This is a genomic window from Butyribacter sp. (assembly GCF_056818865.1).
Window position 1 is genome coordinate 66,772 of record NZ_DBLYGC010000001.1, and the last position, 16,119, is coordinate 82,890.

The window sequence follows — 16,119 nt, forward strand, 5'->3', positions numbered from 1 at the left end:
AGATAAGACATGTCAAATATAAAAAACGGAGAATAACATGAACAAAATAAAATTATCAAAAATCATACTTATTATTGCCATATATTCAGTAGCATTTACACTTTTATTTATGAGTATAAAAAGCTATCAGACATATTTAAATACTTATAAAAGTTGTAAATCAGCCTCAAATACCAATATTTCTTCAACAAAAAAGATTAAAAACGCAAACTGTATCAACATAAACAAATTTTCAACAACTGTTTTCAACAATGAAACAATACAAAAAAATCCTTACAAAACTTTGTCGCAGAGTAACCCGAAAATCCAAAAAAATATTGCCGGACATGTACTAAGACTACACGTTATTGCAAACAGTGACAGTGACGATGACCAGAAACTTAAAATTAAAGTTCGCGACAGCATCCTCTCAGAACTTCAAACCGGTCTTTCGGGCATATCTTCGGCGGCACAGGCAAAGCAATATGTCTCCTCCAAATTTGAAAATATTAAACAATCCGCCGATTATACTATTCACGAAAACGGCTATTCTTATTCAGCAAAAGTTTTTATACAAAACAGATATTTTCCCACAAAAACATATGGTGACCTCACATTCCCGGCAGGATATTATGATGCATTATGTGTTGAAATAGGTAAAGCTGATGGGCATAACTGGTGGTGCGTCCTGTTCCCAAGTTTATGTTTTGAGGACGCCACAACCGCCACTGTACCAAAAGAATCAAAAGAAAAACTCAAAAGCGAACTCACAAACGAGGAATATAATTCACTCAACAAATCAACCACACCTAAAACCGACACAGCAAATAATTCTAAAATTCAAATCCGAAGCGGTATATATGATTTATTTCATTAAAACCGCATATCAAAACAAATTAGCAAAATATGTTTGATAATCGACAACTATTGTGTTTCTTTATTACCATGTGCTATACTGTTATATACTGATGTTGGGGTCAAAAGGTATTTTGACCCTTGCAAAATGCGGCTTGACACCACACGCGTTGATATTAATGAAGAAAACGATAAAATAGAGATTTCCATTGATTATGGACTTGATATGAATTACAGTCATGTATCAGATTGTACAATAAACATGATTATAGAGTAATTAGACTAAGATTTATTTTTTATGGCTGAACTGTTACTAATGTAAAACTGTATCGTAATATTTAAATGATGTAATGGGCAAAAAACTTTTGACCATTACATCATTTACATTAGGAACATTTTGTAATCATTTCAACCTTACATATATTTATGGCATATCCGCCATTTTGACTCTTAAATGAAACATATTCTTTCTTATTTAAATTCACCTACTTTGATTTCACTTATCATATCACGTAAATGTTCTGCTTCGTTGTTCATTTCCTGGCTTGCCGCAGCACACTCCTCAGAAGTTGCTGAATTACTTTGTACAACGTCATTAATCTGCTCTATTCCTTCATTAATCTGCTCTATCTCTGATGTCTGGTCTGCAAGCGTATCTGCGATACCTGATACCTCTTCAGTAATCACTTTAGAATTTTTCGCAATTTCCTCAAGCTGTTTTGCCGTCTCTTCAGCAAGTAACATTCCCTTTCCAACAGCATTAACAGATGTTTTAATTAAAGCAGCTGATTCTTTTACTGCCTGTGAACTCTGTTCTGCTAACTGGTTTACCTGATTTGCTACAACTGCAAATCCCTTTCCGGCCTCCCCTGCTCTTGCTGCCTCAATAGAAGCATTTAATGCAAGAAGATTTGTCTGTGATGCAATATCATTGATTGTTTCAATAATTTTATCTATCTGCATTGATGCTTCTTTAATTTCAAGCATAGACTTAACCATATCTTGCATCTTTGTATCATTTTCTAATATTTCGTTTCCAAGTAACACTACTTTTGAACTTATTTCACTTGCCGCCTGTGAATTATTTCTTACCTCTTCTGCAACATTCTCAACTGTAGCAGTCAATTCTTCTACTGAAGCCGCCTGATTTGTAGCTCCATCTGCCAATTCCGTTGCACCTGATGACACCTGTTCTGCACCACCTGATACCTGATTTGAAGCCTGCTGTATTCCTTTTACTATATTAGCCATACTTGCTTCAAAATCCATAAATGAATGTAAGATTCCGACAAAATCACCTTTCCATTCCACATTAGGCTTAACGTCAAAATTCCCTTCTGAAAACAGCTTCATTGCACGGTCTATATCATCCACATATGAACCTAAAATACGAATGGATTTACGCATACTATGTGCCAATCGCCCAATTTCATCTTCCGAACGGTAATCTAATGTACTATGTAAATTTCCTTCTGTTAATTCCTTTGCAACATCCTCAATGGCATGCAACGGCTCCAAAATGCTGACAAGAATGTCATTACCTGTTTTTCTTGAAATCACATATGCCACAACAAAAAAGAAAATAATAAAAACAATTCCTAAAACAGCATATACTATAGTATTTTGTACTGCCTTAGCACTGACCACATCTGTAATCTCATCTAATTCCAAAGCAATATTTACCAATTTATTCAATGCCGGCGTACATTTATTAAGAATATCATCCACACCCTGCTGTTGATTTCCTGATTTAATCTCTTCTATTATGGATGAAGTAAGTTTTTTCCAATCAGATAACGCTGTTGCATATTCTGTATACTTTTCTTCCGAAACAACACCTTTGTTTTTTATTATTTTAATTTGAGAATCAACATCTTCAAGAAATCTTGCTATAGTTTTTTCATAACCATCATAAGAGGATGTATCATCATTCAATGCCATTTCTCTTACATTTCTTGCTGCAGCATTTACATCCACTCTGCACATTTTGACTGCTATATCTGAAGCATTAATTATCCCAACATAATTTATAACACTTGAAAGAAGCATACCTATTGCTATGATAGAAAGCAGCCCTGAAATAACCATTAGTATAATTACTTTTTTGTATCCGTATTTTATTCTCTCTCGTAACTGCATACTTTCAATCTTCTTTTTAACAAATTTTGTGTACATAATTCACAGATTCCTTTCTTCTATTATTTTTTCTAAGAGATTAGATCAGCGTTACTTCAATAATTCTTGCATATTTGTGTCCATAAATGGTATAATTGTATCAATAATTTTAGGAGGTTCATACTATGAAATCTATTGATTATAATTATATTGCCATTATGATAAACAGTTTTTCCGGAGTTCCTATACGTATTTATAAAGATAATAAACTGGCTTTTTATTATTCCTCCGTTAATCTTATTAAAGATCCAATTTCGATATATCAGTCAGATATTTTTAAGCTTTCTGATCATATCGGTTATTTTTTTACAGCACATTTTAGTTACTATGGCATTGTCAACTCCAACGAATATAAGATTGTAATCGGCCCGACAAGACAAGTTGCTGATTCCACATCAGAACTGTTGGAACTGGCATGTCAATTGGATATAGCAAAAGATGACATTGAAAGTTTCATAATTGCCATGCAGGGAATCAATCATATATCATTGGAGCATCTTATGCAGCTTCTGTGCTTTTTAAATTACATACTAAACAATGAGAAATATTCACTTCAGGATATTTTGATTAATAATTCCTTACAGGAACATTTTAAAGAATCAATGAACTGCCATGAAGCTTACAAGATTTTTTTCAATGATTTTTCTGAACAGGATATAACGATTCATAACACTTATGATATGGAGCAAAATTTAATGAATATGATTCAAAAAGGAGATTATATCTCTTTGTCAGAACTACTTGAAAATTCATCAGTACTCAATATTGGTATAATGGCTGACAACCAGCTCCGCCAATTAAAAAATATATTTATTGTCATTGCTACACTTGCTTCACGTTCAGCTATAAAAGGCGGAATGCTTCCTGACTATGCTTTTAAACTAAGTGATAACTATATTCTTAAATGTGAATTGTTAAATGATTATCACAAGATTAATAACCTTAGGCATTTTATGATTATGGATTTTGCAAAACGCGTCAATCAATTACATAAAGGTGCTCCGGCATCAAAGCTAATTTCCGATGTATCTAACTACATCAACCGCCATATGTCAGAGCCAATTACTGTTGAGGCTATGGCAAAAGAATTTTTTATGAGCAGATCCTATCTTTCAAAACGTTTTAAAGCAGAAAGCAATATCACTCTTACCGATTTTATACTTAACAAAAAAACGGAAGAGGCAAAACACCTCCTCCTTTACACTAATAAATCTTTAACTGCCATCAGTCTTTGTCTTGGATTTTCTTCGCCAGGACATTTTTCCCGTGTTTTTCGTAAATATGCAGCCATTTCACCCAATGAATATCGCAAAAAACACATAAACGGATACAATACATAGCAGTTTTTCATCTAAATTACTTTTTTTCGCTAATTATTGTACCAAGTTTTTCATACATCTTCAAAAGCATAGCATCCGTAATTCCTACCGGATTATTTTTTAAATTCGGATGCCTGCTCAATCTGCCGAGGCGAGAGCCGTCCATGAGACGGAAAGTTTATATCAATCTTTGCGTTAAATAGCCATAGCAAAATATGTTTGATAATCGACAACTATTGTATTTCTTTATTACCATGTGCTATACTGTTATATACTGATGTTGGGGTCAAAAGGTATTTTGACCCTTGCTAATGCCACGGATTGCTTCATACAATTACAGTTATAATGAAACGGAGATTTTTATGAATAATAATGTACTTGTTACCGTACATGGTTTACAACATGAAATAGATGATAAGGAAGGCATACAGACAAAACAGACAGGCAACTACCGCCTTGTTGCAGGAAAACATGTTATTTCTTATAAAGAATATTTTAAAGATGAAAATACCGGAAAAGATGCTATTATATCAAATCTTCTTAAAATTTCAGACGATACCGTAACCCTCACTAAAAGAGGTGCTACAAATACAGAAATGACTTTTAAAAAAGGAAAAACACACACTGCTTTCTATGAGACTCCTTTTGGCTCAATGCAAATGCGGCTTGATACTACACGTGTTGATATCAATGAAGAAAACGACAAAATAGAGATTTCTATTGATTATGGACTTGATATGAATTACAGTCATGTATCAGATTGTACAATAAACATGATTATTGAGTCGCTAGATTAAAAGGTTTTCATACATAACTACAACAAAAAAAGACAGAAGAAATTCAAATCTTCTGTCTTTTTATATCTTATGAGTATATATACTCTGCTCTTATTTTTCTTTTGAAAACTTATTTTTAATCTTCTGTGAAAATTTCACTTTCCTTGGCTTTGCTTCAAGGTTTGTCCTAAGTCCCTGAACTTTTGTAATATAAATTCCGCTTACTGTCGCACGAACTGATTTTTTAACAGGTATAAGTTCAAAAATCTTTTCATCACAGATAAGTGTCATAATCTTTGGTCCGACCTTAGCTTTTACAATCGGCACTTTCTGACCTCTGAGGTACTTAGGTGTCTGGTCTATAACAAGCTGCGGAAGACCCGATTCTTTAAGTTTCATACGCTTTTTATCAACTACTAACAACGATACGCTCTGCGCCGCTGCCTCTATCTCTTTTTGTGTGTTTTCCTGACGTGTCTGCAGCTTTTTGCCATATATACTAAGAGCGACAAGTGCAGCTATCAGCAAAACGATAATTACAATCATAACTACGACCCACACTTTTACACCAAGCACAGGTACCAAAACAAATTCATTGTTCATAAAATGTAACCTCTTTCTGCATAAATTCTTTTTAATAAAATTTTATCTTTTTGAGTATAACATATTTTTAGGTATTGTGCAAAAAAAGTTTATGTTTATAATTACAATATCTATCTGTTGGCTTTCACTTTTTCGCCGATTATTTCTCTCACTTTTTCACCAACATGTTTTTTCTCTGCTCTTTCCATATCATCCATATAAATCGGCTCACAATACTCTATAGTTACATGTGCGCTGTGAATCCAAGGAAGATGTTTTTCAAATACTTCATCCGTATTGTTTATGGCAACCGGAATTATAGGACATTTTGCTTTGTCTGCAAGCTTGAAGCTGGCTTCATGAAATTCAAGCAGTTCCTCGCCCTTATTTCTTGTTCCTTCCGGTGCAATATATATAGATGTTCCGTTTTTCAAAAGTTCAATTCCCTGAAGAATGGTCTTCATTCCCTCTTTTATATTTTCTCTGTCGAGGAATAAACAGTTCATCTGTTTCATCCACCACGAAATCATCGGTACCTTTTCAATCTCTTTTTTTGAGATGAATGCTGTCGGCATAGGTGCTGTTGTGTATCCAACTAAGATGTCAAAAAAACCTCTGTGATTGTAGGCATATAATGCCGCCCCGTCTCTCACAATATTTTCTTTTCCCTTAACCGTCAGTCTGACACCCGACAGGAACAGTATTGCCTTAAAACCGCCTTTTACACATACCTGTGCAACAACCTCTTTCTTTCTCTCATCAAACTTTCCGATTATCCACAGCACAAGAGCCATCGGAATAGTGAATATCGTATACAATATCAAAAAAATCGCAACTAATACAAGTCTCATAGCTAATCCTCATTTCCTTTTTCTTTAAGTAAAAGTTCCCATATTTTATTCAAAATATTAAATATAAAGAACTTTTACGTCACTGTCCACTCTTATAGTGCAGCTGACAACAATTTTTCCAATAAATAAGTTTATCATGTGAGACTGATGATTGCAATAAATCACAAATATTTTTCATTTTACTTTTTTGATGTACACTATTACACTAAATACCGCTATTATAGCTATGCCTGTCGCAAATATAATATATTTTGCTGCATAAAACCTCAAAAAACGGAAAGTTTTTAACCAAGTTTTACGATTTCATAGTTTCCGCAATTCTTAAAAGCATAATTCCATATTCTTAAATTATTCTTCGCATACACTTTTATATTTTTATTTCCGCAAAATGCTCCTACCGGTATTTCTTCGATATTATCATTTAATACTATGGACTTTATTGAAAAGTTTTGAACTGTTGCGTCCGATAATGAGTTAAAAGCGTTCTCACATATATACTTTACATTATTGGGAATTGTTATTTCAACGTTTTCACTCTCTCCTATATAACCGCACAATCCTCCATCTTCAAGAATCACCATGTTATCTTTTATCGTAACACATCCTATTCTTTCCAATTCAGCCGCCAGCGATTTTCTCCAGAGCTGCTTTGAATTCCAAAATAACTTTACGCAGTCCTCATCAATATAGTTCGTATTTAACTCAATCTGAATATCCGTATATTTCTGCTGTCTTTTACCTGCATAAACAGAAATATTATCATCTGTTGAGAGTGTCTTAAATGTTGATGGGAATGTTATTTTTCTCAACTGTCCGCAGCCGTTATAGCCTCTATACACCGCTTTCGAATTGACATAACGGTATGAAGCATAGCTGTAACTGCTTACTCTTACTTCCTCACATCCCTCTGCAATTTTTACCTCGCTTTTTCCGTAAGGTATTGCTACGAGTGTCTTTCCATCTTTTGTATATATACATCCGTCTATGCTTTTATACTTTGAATCTGTTGATAAAACTTCAAAATTTTTGCAGTCTCCTATATCTGTCAATCCATCAGCATTAAAATCAGTTGAAAACTTAACTTTATTTACAATATTTGAGTTTCCTTCTCCCAACAACAACGTACAAACAAGATTTTCTTTATTTTTTTTGACACCTATTGAATTAAAGTGTCCCGGCATTGTAACTTCCTGTAACTTCTTACAATTCTGAAGTACCGCTTGTCCTATAGACTCAGTTGTTTTAGGTATAGTTATCTTTTTTACTCCGGTATTAAAGAATGCCCTCGCTCCAATAACTCTTACGGTAGAAGCTATTGTTATATTCGATGCCTTACTGCAATCTTTAAAAGCATCTTCCGGTATGCTTGTGACACCTTTTTTTACAACTATTTTTTTAATTTTCTTTTTCTGTGCCGCTTTTGGTGCGGCATATGATAACATGTCTCCATCCCCTGAAACCGTGAATACTCCGTTTTTTAATTTTGAACTTATTTGCTTTGCCGATGCTGTCTTAGGCATCAAAAAATTTAAGCTGCAAAACAACCCCGTCAATATTCCAAACATTATAATTATATTTCTTATTTTTACACTTTTTTTATTATATTTTTTTATACTCATAACAGCCTCCATTTCCGCACACATAACCATTATTTTATATGCGTCTGTATACATAAAAAACAAAATTAACCATCAGTCATATAATCTTTTTTAATACATAATTATTTCATAATTCTGATATGTCCCAAATACCTTTTCTGCCATCAAAATATTATTTCCTTTCACATACACTTTTGTATTTGAAACTTTACTATCCGGCGAATAATCTGCATTAAAAGCGTTATTTTCTATCTTCTGTACACTACTGCTAAGTATTACCGACCTCGTATAATAATCTTTAAATGCCTGCATTCCAATTGTTTTTACATTATCCGGTATAAGCAGATTTTGAAGCACTGTGCTTGTTCCCTCGGGTGCATCATTCAAAATATAAGTGCAAAGATAGCCGTCAGCAAGCATCATCATATGTTCATCTTTTTCATTTAATTTTGCAAATTCTCTTCTGAACAATTCGTCTTTCAATGAATTTTTCCAATATTCATTTGATATCCACAATCTCTGTATTGACTCATTATCAAGATAATCTGAATTCAATGTCACTTTTATATCTTTACATTCATAATAGTCCTCACGTCTTTCATCATTATAATCAAACTTTTTGTCATATTGGTCTTCTATTACACTTGAAACCGACTTCGGAAATACAATTTCACTTAAAAATTTGTGCGAAAAATCAATAAGCTCATGGCTGTAACTTCCCATAGAAACTGTGGTGCATTTGTCTGATATAACAGCTTTTTTTCTTCCAAGCGGTATCCTCACAAGTGTTTTTCCGTCTTTTGTATAAATCATTCCGTCAATACTCTTGAATCTTGAATCCTTCTGTGAAATCTCATAATTTTCACATGCTCCAACTCTAGGTAAAATGTCTGTATTTAATGCTGTTGTAAACTTAACTTTTTTTAGCGGCTGCGATGAAACATAATCGCCTTTCAGATAAAACAACCCTGTTATGTAATCTTTTCTCGGATTTATCTTAATCACGTCAATGTCACCGGGCATTGTCACTGTCTCAAGTTTAGTACAGCCATCGCATACACCTGAGCCAAGCTTTTTAACAGACTTAGGAATAGTGATGCTCTTTATTCCTGTATTTGCAAACGCATGAATTCCTATTCTCTTAACTGTAGATGCTATTTTTATACTGGTAACTTTCTTACAGTCCTTAAATACATCTCTCGGAAGTGATTCAACACCTTCTTTAACTACAATTTTCTTAATGTTATTCTTTTTGTACGCTGTCCGGCTGACTGTATCCCACATCGCACCTTTTCCTTTTACGGTAAGAACACCATTTTTCAGGCTCATATTCACGCCGCCTTCTGCCTGTTTCGATTTTTTCTGTGCCGCCGCTGCGCCTTGTGGTTTAACAAATATAACAACTGCTGTCACCGCCGCTAAAATTAATGTTATAACTCTCATAACAAAGTTTTTGTCCGTAATACTGCGTCCTAAATTATTTTTATTATTGTATACTCCCATAGACTTTCCCTCCTAAAATAATTTTATTATACTAAAAACTCCTCTTATATTATAAGACATTTTTTGTATGTAAATGTTGCAAAAAAATTTAAATTTGTTTAGTATAAGTAAGATATTAAATACGATTGTACTACAAAAAACGAGGTATTATATGACTTTAGATTACTATAGAATTTTCTTTTATGTTGCAAGATACAAAAGTTTTTCAAAAGCCGCTGAAGCTTTAAATAATAACCAGCCAAATATTACACGATATATGAATATACTTGAGAGTGAACTCGGATGTAAATTACTTATCCGCTCCCATAAAGGAGTCAAACTCACTCCTGAAGGAAAACAGCTTTATGACCATGTGGCTGTTGCGATGGCTCAGCTCACTACAGGCGAAAACGAACTTATACGAAACAAAAGTCTCGAAACGGGTATGGTTTCAATCGGTGTCAGCGAAACTGCATTAAGACTTTATCTACTGCCCAAACTGGAAAAATTCCACAAGCAATACCCTCATGTAAGACTTAGGATTTCAAATCATTCTGCGCCACAGGCAGTTTCGGCTCTCGAAAAAGGTCTTGTTGATTTTGCTGTTATCACAACTCCTGTTGAATATAAAAAACCACTGCATATGACTACTCTTTACCCTTTTAAAGAAGTGCTCATCTGCGGTAGAGATTTTAATGAAATCGCACAAAAAAGACAAAGCCTGCACGACCTTTTAAATATCCCGTTTATTTCACTTACTGACGGAACCGCTACCCACGACTCACATCACCAATACTTTTTTGACAATCATCTTAAATTTACACCCGATATCGAAGCTGCAACTACAGACCAAATAATTCCAATGGTAAAACACAATCTTGGAATCGGTTTCTGCCCTGAGGAACTTGCAAGACCTTTCATTGAAACCGGTGATATTCTTCAGATACCGCTTATTGAACATGAACCTGAAAGAGAGATATGTCTTATTCAGGATATGAGCCGTGGTACAAGTATCGCCGTATCAAAACTGATAAATATGCTTGTTGAAAATTAAATCTGGACAGTTCATGACTAAAAAAGAGATGTCTCCCTCAATGCAATCATATCATTGTTCAGGATAACATCTCTTTTTATTTATTCATATTTATGTTATTTTGTCCACCTATTTATTATCTTTTGGCACTTGCTGCCTTGATACGAGCCATTGCTCTTGCAAGAGAAGCTCTAGAATGATAGTATTCATGAATACTCTGCTTCTGGCGCATCTGCTCTTCCGCTCTCTCCTTCGCCTCTTGAGCTCTGGCTATATCTATTTCCTCCGGACGCTCTGCTGTTTCTACAAGCAAAGTTACACGGTTATTCATTATCTCAACAAGTCCCATTCCCACAACAGCTTCCTGCCACTCATTCTCACCTTCCGGTTTAAAACGCATATCACCACGGTTAATGGCAATTACCATGTTTTCATGATGAGCAAGAATTTCTTTTTCTCCGTCAAATTCAGGTACTACTATAGATTCGCATCTTCCTGAGAAAAATATTCTGTTTGCAGATATAACTTTTAAATAAAACGAATTAGCCATATTCCCTCATTTCCGGTTATAGTCATTTATGCACAGCCTGACAGAAAGTGTCCGGCATACAAATGAACAGTAACTTAATACTTCTGTTTACTCTGCGTCCTTCATAGTTTCTGCTTTCTTGCGGACATCATCAATTGTTCCGACATTGAAGAAAGCATTTTCCGGGTACTCATCCATCTCTCCGGAAAGAATTGCCTTAAATCCACGGATTGTCTCTTCAATTGGTACATAAACACCTTTAATGCCTGTAAAGTTCTCAGCTACATGGAATGGCTGTGAAAGGAATTTCTGTATCTTTCTTGCTCTGAATACTACTGTTTTATCCTCGTCTGCAAGTTCTTCCATACCGAGAATTGCGATGATATCCTGCAATTCTTTGTACTTCTGCAAAATTCCCTGAACCTCTCTGGCTACATTGTAATGTTCCTCGCCTACTATATCAGCTTCAAGTATTCTTGATGATGACTCAAGAGGATCAACCGCCGGATAAATACCTTGCTCTACAATCTTTCTTGACAATACTGTTGTCGCATCAAGATGTGCAAATGTTGTTGCAGGTGCCGGGTCTGTAAGGTCATCGGCAGGTACATATACCGCCTGTACTGATGTTACGGAACCGTTCTTTGTTGATGCGATTCTTTCCTGAAGTTCACCCATCTCAGTTGCAAGTGTTGGCTGATAACCTACGGCTGAAGGCATACGACCAAGAAGTGCTGATACCTCTGAACCTGCCTGTGTAAAACGGAAAATGTTATCAATGAATAAAAGCACATCTTTCTGTTTTTCATCTCTGAAATACTCAGCCATTGTAAGTCCTGTCTCAGCAACACGCATACGTGCTCCAGGTGGCTCATTCATCTGACCGAACACTAAGGCAGTCTTTTTAAGAACACCTGATTCTCTCATCTCAGTCCAGAGGTCATTACCCTCACGCGAACGCTCACCGACACCGGTAAATATTGAATATCCGCCGTGCTCAGTAGCAATATTTCTGATAAGCTCCTGAATAAGTACTGTCTTACCTACACCGGCACCACCGAAAAGACCGATTTTTCCACCTTTTGCATATGGTGCGAGAAGGTCTATTACCTTGATACCTGTCTCAAGTATCTGCTCAGCAGGATTTTGTTCCTCAAATGTAGGCGGTTCTCTGTGAATCTCCCAATTAGCCTCGCCCTCAGGCTGTTTATCTCCGTCAATCGTCTGTCCAAGTACATTAAAAAGACGACCAAGAGTATCTTCACCAACTGGAACTTTAATTCCGCTTCCTGTTGCAACAACTTCCATATCCCTGCAAAGACCTTCACTGGCTGCCAGCATGATACAGCGTACAATGTGATTTCCTATGTGCTGTGCAACTTCCATAACGCATTTTTTATCGCCATTCATTACTTCCAATGCATCTCTGATTGCCGGCAGGTCATCATTTTCAAATTCAACATCCACAACAGGTCCTGAAACCTGTACGATTTTTCCTGTATTCATCTCTGCCTCCCAATTTATCTCTTCTTTTTGCGTTTCTGTGCCTTCGCTCCCGCTATTACTTCCGTTATCTCCTGCGTAATAGCTGCCTGTCTGGCACGATTATATAAAATATCCAATTCATGCAACATATCCTTTGCACTGTTTGTCGCATTTTCCATAGCCATCATTCGTGCATTCTGCTCACATGAAAATGCCTCGACAAGTGCACCATATACGAAACCTACCAGATAATCCGGAACTATTCTGTCCATAACCGCTTCTGCTGATGGAACAAGTGCAAGTTCCTCTCTCGGCGCATCTACCGGAATATGCAGAGAAGTAAAATCTGCTCTTTTAAGAGGAAGAAGCTGCTTTATCTCTACTTCCTCTGCAACGGCGTTTACCATGGCGGTATAAATAATATATATCTCATCAAGTTTACCCTCATGGTACTGCTCTAAAAGTTCTCCTGATATGTTTCTTGCTCTGTTAAGAGAAGGATTCTGAACAGTATAATGAAACTGTTTATCAATATGTACACCCTGCTGTTCAAAATAATGTCTGCCAAGTTCTCCTAGAACAAACAATTTGTTGTTCGGATGAGACTGAAGATGCTCGTAGGCTGCTTTCATGATATTGTGGTTGTAAGAACCGGCAAGTCCCTTATCTGCCGTAACTACAATATAACCTACCCGCTTTTCCTCAGGTTTTTTGGCTACAGATGAATCGGATTCAAAATATATATCTTCAAATTCAGGCAAATGTCTCAAAATACGACTCATCTCTGACTGCAAAGCAAAGAAATACGGCTCTGTGTCGGCAAGCATTTTCTTTGACTTCTTGAGTTTAGAAGTGGAAATCATATACATGGCATTTGTGATTTTTAATGTGTCCTGAATGCTTCGCATTCTATCCTGAATCTCTTTAATATTTGCCATAAATACTCCTCCGGTTCTACTTAGACATTTCCTTTCCTAACTCAACGATTTTCTTTATCATCTCGTCAGAAATCACTTTCTTATCATCTATCTCTCTACCAATCTCAGGATGTTTTGTATCAAATTCTGCCAAAATATCCATCTGAAGTTTCTTTACATTCTTCTTTCCTGCTTTGTCAAATACGCCTGCATTTGCAAGACAAAGCGTGATAACCTGCTCATGAAGGCTGAGCTGGCTGCAAAGCGGCTGTTTAAGCAACTCCATAAGTGCTTCACCATGGTCAAGCTGCGCTTTTGTTGCACTGTCAAGGTCTGATGAAAACTGTGTAAACACTTCCATCTCTCTGTACTGTGCAAGGTCGATACGAATACTTCCCGCAACCTTCTTCATTGCCTTTGTCTGTGCCGCACCACCTACACGGGATACTGACAATCCGACATTTACGGCAGGACGCATACCCGAGAAGAAAAGATTACTCTCAAGGAATATCTGTCCGTCTGTGATAGAAATTACGTTTGTAGGAATGTAAGCCGATACATCTCCTGCCTGTGTCTCAATAATCGGAAGCGCTGTTATTGAACCTCCGCCAAGTTCATCACTAAGTCTGCTTGATCTCTCAAGAAGTCTTGAATGAAGATAGAATACATCACCCGGATAAGCCTCTCGTCCCGGTGAACGCTCAAGCAAAAGTGAGATTGCTCTGTATGCAACCGCATGTTTTGAAAGGTCATCATAAACTATCAAAACATCTTTTCCCTTATGCATAAAATACTCCGCAAGTGCTGTTCCTGCATATGGAGCGATATACTGTAATGATGCCGGATCACTTGCAGTAGATGAAACTACGATAGAATAATCCATTGCATCATGTTTCTTTAACGTATTTACAATCTTTGCAACTGTTGAAGCTTTCTGTCCTATTGCGACATATACGCAGATAACATCTTTGCCTCTCTGGTTGATTATAGTATCTGTTGCAATTGAAGTCTTACCTGTCTGTCTGTCACCGATGATAAGCTCACGCTGTCCTCTTCCTATAGGGAACATAGAGTCAATCGAAAGAATACCTGTCTCAAGCGGTGTATCAACCGATTTTCTGTCTACAATACTTGGTGCTTCCTGCTCAACAGGGAAATAATCATCTTCCTTTATATCTCCCTCACCGTCGATAGGCTCACCCAATGCATTTACAACTCTGCCGAGGAATGCATCTCCGACAGGGATACCTGCCTTTTTCTTTGTTCTTACAACTTTTGTTCCCTCTTTGATGCCGAGGTCGCTGCCAAAAAGAATACATCCGATTTCATTCTGTCTTATATCCTGAACCATTCCCTTGACACCGTTTTCAAAAGTTACGATTTCACCATACATTGCATGGTCTATACCATAAATTGTTGCGATTCCGTCACCGACCCATATAACCTCTCCGGTCTCTCTTGCCGAATCGTCCCAATCAAAATCTTCTATCTCTTTTTTAATTATAGATATGATATCTGTTGCGCTAATAGCTCCCAACAAATTCACCTCCCAGTCATTTTTCGTTCCAGCTGGCTTAACCGCCATGTGAAACTCTTATCATATTCTTCCATCTTTGTCTTAACCACATATCCGCCGAGTAAAGAATCATCCACCTTTTCAGATATTTCAATGGTATATCCCGGATACTTCTTTTCCAAATCATCACGAATACCTTTGATTTCATCCTGCGACATTTTCTTTGCACTGGTAACTACAGCACGAAGAATATGATTTTTTTCATCCCAGTAATCATAGTAAGCCTTGAAAATATCACTCAGTTCGCAGGCATTACCAACTTTGCACATTTCCTTTACAAAGTTTGTCACAACGGACGAAAGTTTTGCTCTCTGAAAAATCTCATCTACCACTTTTTCCTTTTTGTCCAAACTTACAATAGGACATTCTAAAACTTCTTTAAAAACCGGAGTAAGTGACAGAATATTTTCAGCATTTTTTATATCATCTTTGTCTGTCGACAAATCGTACAAAACCTTTGCACTATTTACTGCTGTCTGCGTCACGGCTATCACCTGTCTCTAAAATTTTTCTTGCTGCGACAACGGCGAGTTTTGCAATCTCAGCCTGTGTTGCCTGCATTGCTTTTTCATGCTGAGCCTCAATGTCTCTCTTAGCTTTCTCTTTCAAACGCTCTGTCTCAACTCTTATATCCTCCATTTGGGAATTATAAGCCTCGTCAGCACGCTCTTTAGCATCAGCTAATATCTGGTCAGCCTCCGTCTTTGCTGTCTTAATCTTGTCGTGATATTCTTTTTTAAGTTTAGCAGCCTCGTCCTCTGCATTCTTTGCACTCTCGAACTGGTCATTTATCATTTTCTCGCGCGCATTGATAACATTCATAACAGGCTGGAATAAGAACTTTTTAAATATCGCATATATGACAAGCAAGTTTACAACTGTCCATAAAATATTCCATGGGTTTATACTTAACATATATTGTCCTTCTTTCAACAATCATTACTGTTCACACTTATTGTGCG

At 36.3% G+C, this 16,119-nt stretch carries 16 protein-coding genes; 5 read left to right on the forward strand and 11 right to left on the reverse strand.

What is annotated here, in order from left to right; genetic code table 11:
• Nucleotides 1–37 precede the first annotated feature (37 nt).
• Nucleotides 38–856 (forward strand): stage II sporulation protein R, encoded by an 819-nt coding sequence (gene spoIIR / locus ACZLXV_RS00250; protein ID WP_482382131.1) that lies wholly within the window; start codon nucleotides 38–40, stop codon nucleotides 854–856.
• A gap of 126 nt (nucleotides 857–982) precedes the next feature.
• The gene (locus ACZLXV_RS00255) at nucleotides 983–1,111 is read left to right on the forward strand and encodes a DUF1934 family protein (RefSeq protein WP_482382132.1); all 129 of its coding nucleotides are present in this window, start codon (nucleotides 983–985) and stop codon (nucleotides 1,109–1,111) included.
• Between the two features lie 194 nt (nucleotides 1,112–1,305).
• Here ACZLXV_RS00255 and ACZLXV_RS00260 read toward each other — a convergent pair whose 3' ends face one another.
• Nucleotides 1,306–3,009, reverse strand: coding sequence for a methyl-accepting chemotaxis protein (locus tag ACZLXV_RS00260; protein WP_482382133.1), 1,704 nt, complete (start codon nucleotides 3,007–3,009; stop codon nucleotides 1,306–1,308).
• Nucleotides 3,010–3,134: 125 nt separating this feature from the next.
• On the opposite strand from ACZLXV_RS00260, the gene ACZLXV_RS00265 reads away from it, so the two are divergent.
• A complete protein-coding gene (locus tag ACZLXV_RS00265; RefSeq protein WP_482382134.1) occupies nucleotides 3,135–4,349 on the forward strand; it encodes a helix-turn-helix domain-containing protein in 1,215 nt (404 codons plus the stop codon).
• A 341-nt stretch (nucleotides 4,350–4,690) separates the two neighbouring features.
• The gene (locus ACZLXV_RS00270; RefSeq protein WP_367336411.1) at nucleotides 4,691–5,125 is read left to right on the forward strand and encodes a YwiB family protein; all 435 of its coding nucleotides are present in this window, start codon (nucleotides 4,691–4,693) and stop codon (nucleotides 5,123–5,125) included.
• 90 nt (nucleotides 5,126–5,215) lie between these two features.
• Here ACZLXV_RS00270 and ACZLXV_RS00275 read toward each other — a convergent pair whose 3' ends face one another.
• From ACZLXV_RS00275 to ACZLXV_RS00290, 4 genes are all read right to left on the reverse strand, one after another.
• Nucleotides 5,216–5,707 (reverse strand): hypothetical protein, encoded by a 492-nt coding sequence (locus ACZLXV_RS00275; RefSeq protein ID WP_022225464.1) that lies wholly within the window; start codon nucleotides 5,705–5,707, stop codon nucleotides 5,216–5,218.
• Between the two features lie 110 nt (nucleotides 5,708–5,817).
• Nucleotides 5,818–6,537 (reverse strand): lysophospholipid acyltransferase family protein, encoded by a 720-nt coding sequence (locus ACZLXV_RS00280; RefSeq protein WP_482382135.1) that lies wholly within the window; start codon nucleotides 6,535–6,537, stop codon nucleotides 5,818–5,820.
• Between the two features lie 284 nt (nucleotides 6,538–6,821).
• The gene (locus ACZLXV_RS00285) at nucleotides 6,822–8,156 is read right to left on the reverse strand and encodes a leucine-rich repeat domain-containing protein (protein ID WP_482382136.1); all 1,335 of its coding nucleotides are present in this window, start codon (nucleotides 8,154–8,156) and stop codon (nucleotides 6,822–6,824) included.
• A gap of 90 nt (nucleotides 8,157–8,246) precedes the next feature.
• A complete protein-coding gene (locus ACZLXV_RS00290; RefSeq protein WP_482382137.1) occupies nucleotides 8,247–9,638 on the reverse strand; it encodes a leucine-rich repeat domain-containing protein in 1,392 nt (463 codons plus the stop codon).
• 151 nt (nucleotides 9,639–9,789) lie between these two features.
• Here ACZLXV_RS00290 and ACZLXV_RS00295 point away from each other — a divergent pair, with 151 nt between their 5' ends.
• Nucleotides 9,790–10,671 (forward strand): LysR family transcriptional regulator, encoded by an 882-nt coding sequence (locus tag ACZLXV_RS00295; RefSeq protein WP_022224263.1) that lies wholly within the window; start codon nucleotides 9,790–9,792, stop codon nucleotides 10,669–10,671.
• A gap of 115 nt (nucleotides 10,672–10,786) precedes the next feature.
• Here ACZLXV_RS00295 and atpC read toward each other — a convergent pair whose 3' ends face one another.
• The 6 genes from atpC to atpF all read right to left on the reverse strand — a co-directional run bounded on the left by atpC (nucleotide 10,787) and on the right by atpF (nucleotide 16,072).
• Entirely contained in the window at nucleotides 10,787–11,200 is a 414-nt protein-coding gene (gene atpC, locus ACZLXV_RS00300) for an ATP synthase F1 subunit epsilon (RefSeq protein ID WP_367336405.1), read from the reverse strand.
• Between the two features lie 87 nt (nucleotides 11,201–11,287).
• Nucleotides 11,288–12,685: a F0F1 ATP synthase subunit beta gene (gene atpD, locus ACZLXV_RS00305; protein WP_367336404.1), complete on the reverse strand. Its 1,398-nt coding sequence runs from the start codon at nucleotides 12,683–12,685 to the stop codon at nucleotides 11,288–11,290.
• Nucleotides 12,686–12,699: 14 nt separating this feature from the next.
• Nucleotides 12,700–13,602, reverse strand: coding sequence for an ATP synthase F1 subunit gamma (atpG, locus tag ACZLXV_RS00310; RefSeq protein WP_482382138.1), 903 nt, complete (start codon nucleotides 13,600–13,602; stop codon nucleotides 12,700–12,702).
• 16 nt (nucleotides 13,603–13,618) lie between these two features.
• Nucleotides 13,619–15,166, reverse strand: a complete 1,548-nt coding sequence (gene atpA / locus ACZLXV_RS00315; protein WP_482382139.1) for a F0F1 ATP synthase subunit alpha — start codon at nucleotides 15,164–15,166, stop codon at nucleotides 13,619–13,621.
• Nucleotides 15,124–15,642 carry an ATP synthase F1 subunit delta gene (gene atpH / locus ACZLXV_RS00320; RefSeq protein WP_482382140.1) on the reverse strand — a complete coding sequence of 173 codons (519 nt, stop codon included), beginning with the start codon at nucleotides 15,640–15,642 and terminating at the stop codon, nucleotides 15,124–15,126. Before atpH ends, atpA begins: the two co-directional genes overlap by 43 nt.
• The gene (gene atpF / locus ACZLXV_RS00325; protein ID WP_482382141.1) at nucleotides 15,620–16,072 is read right to left on the reverse strand and encodes a F0F1 ATP synthase subunit B; all 453 of its coding nucleotides are present in this window, start codon (nucleotides 16,070–16,072) and stop codon (nucleotides 15,620–15,622) included. Before atpF ends, atpH begins: the two co-directional genes overlap by 23 nt.
• Between the last annotated feature and the right edge of the window lie 47 nt (nucleotides 16,073–16,119).

Coding starts and splice junctions, on each gene's coding strand:
- spoIIR (WP_482382131.1), top strand. CDS start 38: ATGAACAAAATAAAATTATCAAAAATCATACTTATTATTGCCATATAT.
- ACZLXV_RS00255 (WP_482382132.1), top strand. CDS start 983: ATGCGGCTTGACACCACACGCGTTGATATTAATGAAGAAAACGATAAA.
- ACZLXV_RS00260 (WP_482382133.1), bottom strand. CDS start 3,009: ATGTACACAAAATTTGTTAAAAAGAAGATTGAAAGTATGCAGTTACGA.
- ACZLXV_RS00265 (WP_482382134.1), top strand. CDS start 3,135: ATGAAATCTATTGATTATAATTATATTGCCATTATGATAAACAGTTTT.
- ACZLXV_RS00270 (WP_367336411.1), top strand. CDS start 4,691: ATGAATAATAATGTACTTGTTACCGTACATGGTTTACAACATGAAATA.
- ACZLXV_RS00275 (WP_022225464.1), bottom strand. CDS start 5,707: ATGAACAATGAATTTGTTTTGGTACCTGTGCTTGGTGTAAAAGTGTGG.
- ACZLXV_RS00280 (WP_482382135.1), bottom strand. CDS start 6,537: ATGAGACTTGTATTAGTTGCGATTTTTTTGATATTGTATACGATATTC.
- ACZLXV_RS00285 (WP_482382136.1), bottom strand. CDS start 8,156: ATGAGTATAAAAAAATATAATAAAAAAAGTGTAAAAATAAGAAATATA.
- ACZLXV_RS00290 (WP_482382137.1), bottom strand. CDS start 9,638: ATGGGAGTATACAATAATAAAAATAATTTAGGACGCAGTATTACGGAC.
- ACZLXV_RS00295 (WP_022224263.1), top strand. CDS start 9,790: ATGACTTTAGATTACTATAGAATTTTCTTTTATGTTGCAAGATACAAA.
- atpC (WP_367336405.1), bottom strand. CDS start 11,200: ATGGCTAATTCGTTTTATTTAAAAGTTATATCTGCAAACAGAATATTT.
- atpD (WP_367336404.1), bottom strand. CDS start 12,685: ATGAATACAGGAAAAATCGTACAGGTTTCAGGACCTGTTGTGGATGTT.
- atpG (WP_482382138.1), bottom strand. CDS start 13,602: ATGGCAAATATTAAAGAGATTCAGGATAGAATGCGAAGCATTCAGGAC.
- atpA (WP_482382139.1), bottom strand. CDS start 15,166: ATGGCGGTTAAGCCAGCTGGAACGAAAAATGACTGGGAGGTGAATTTG.
- atpF (WP_482382141.1), bottom strand. CDS start 16,072: ATGTTAAGTATAAACCCATGGAATATTTTATGGACAGTTGTAAACTTG.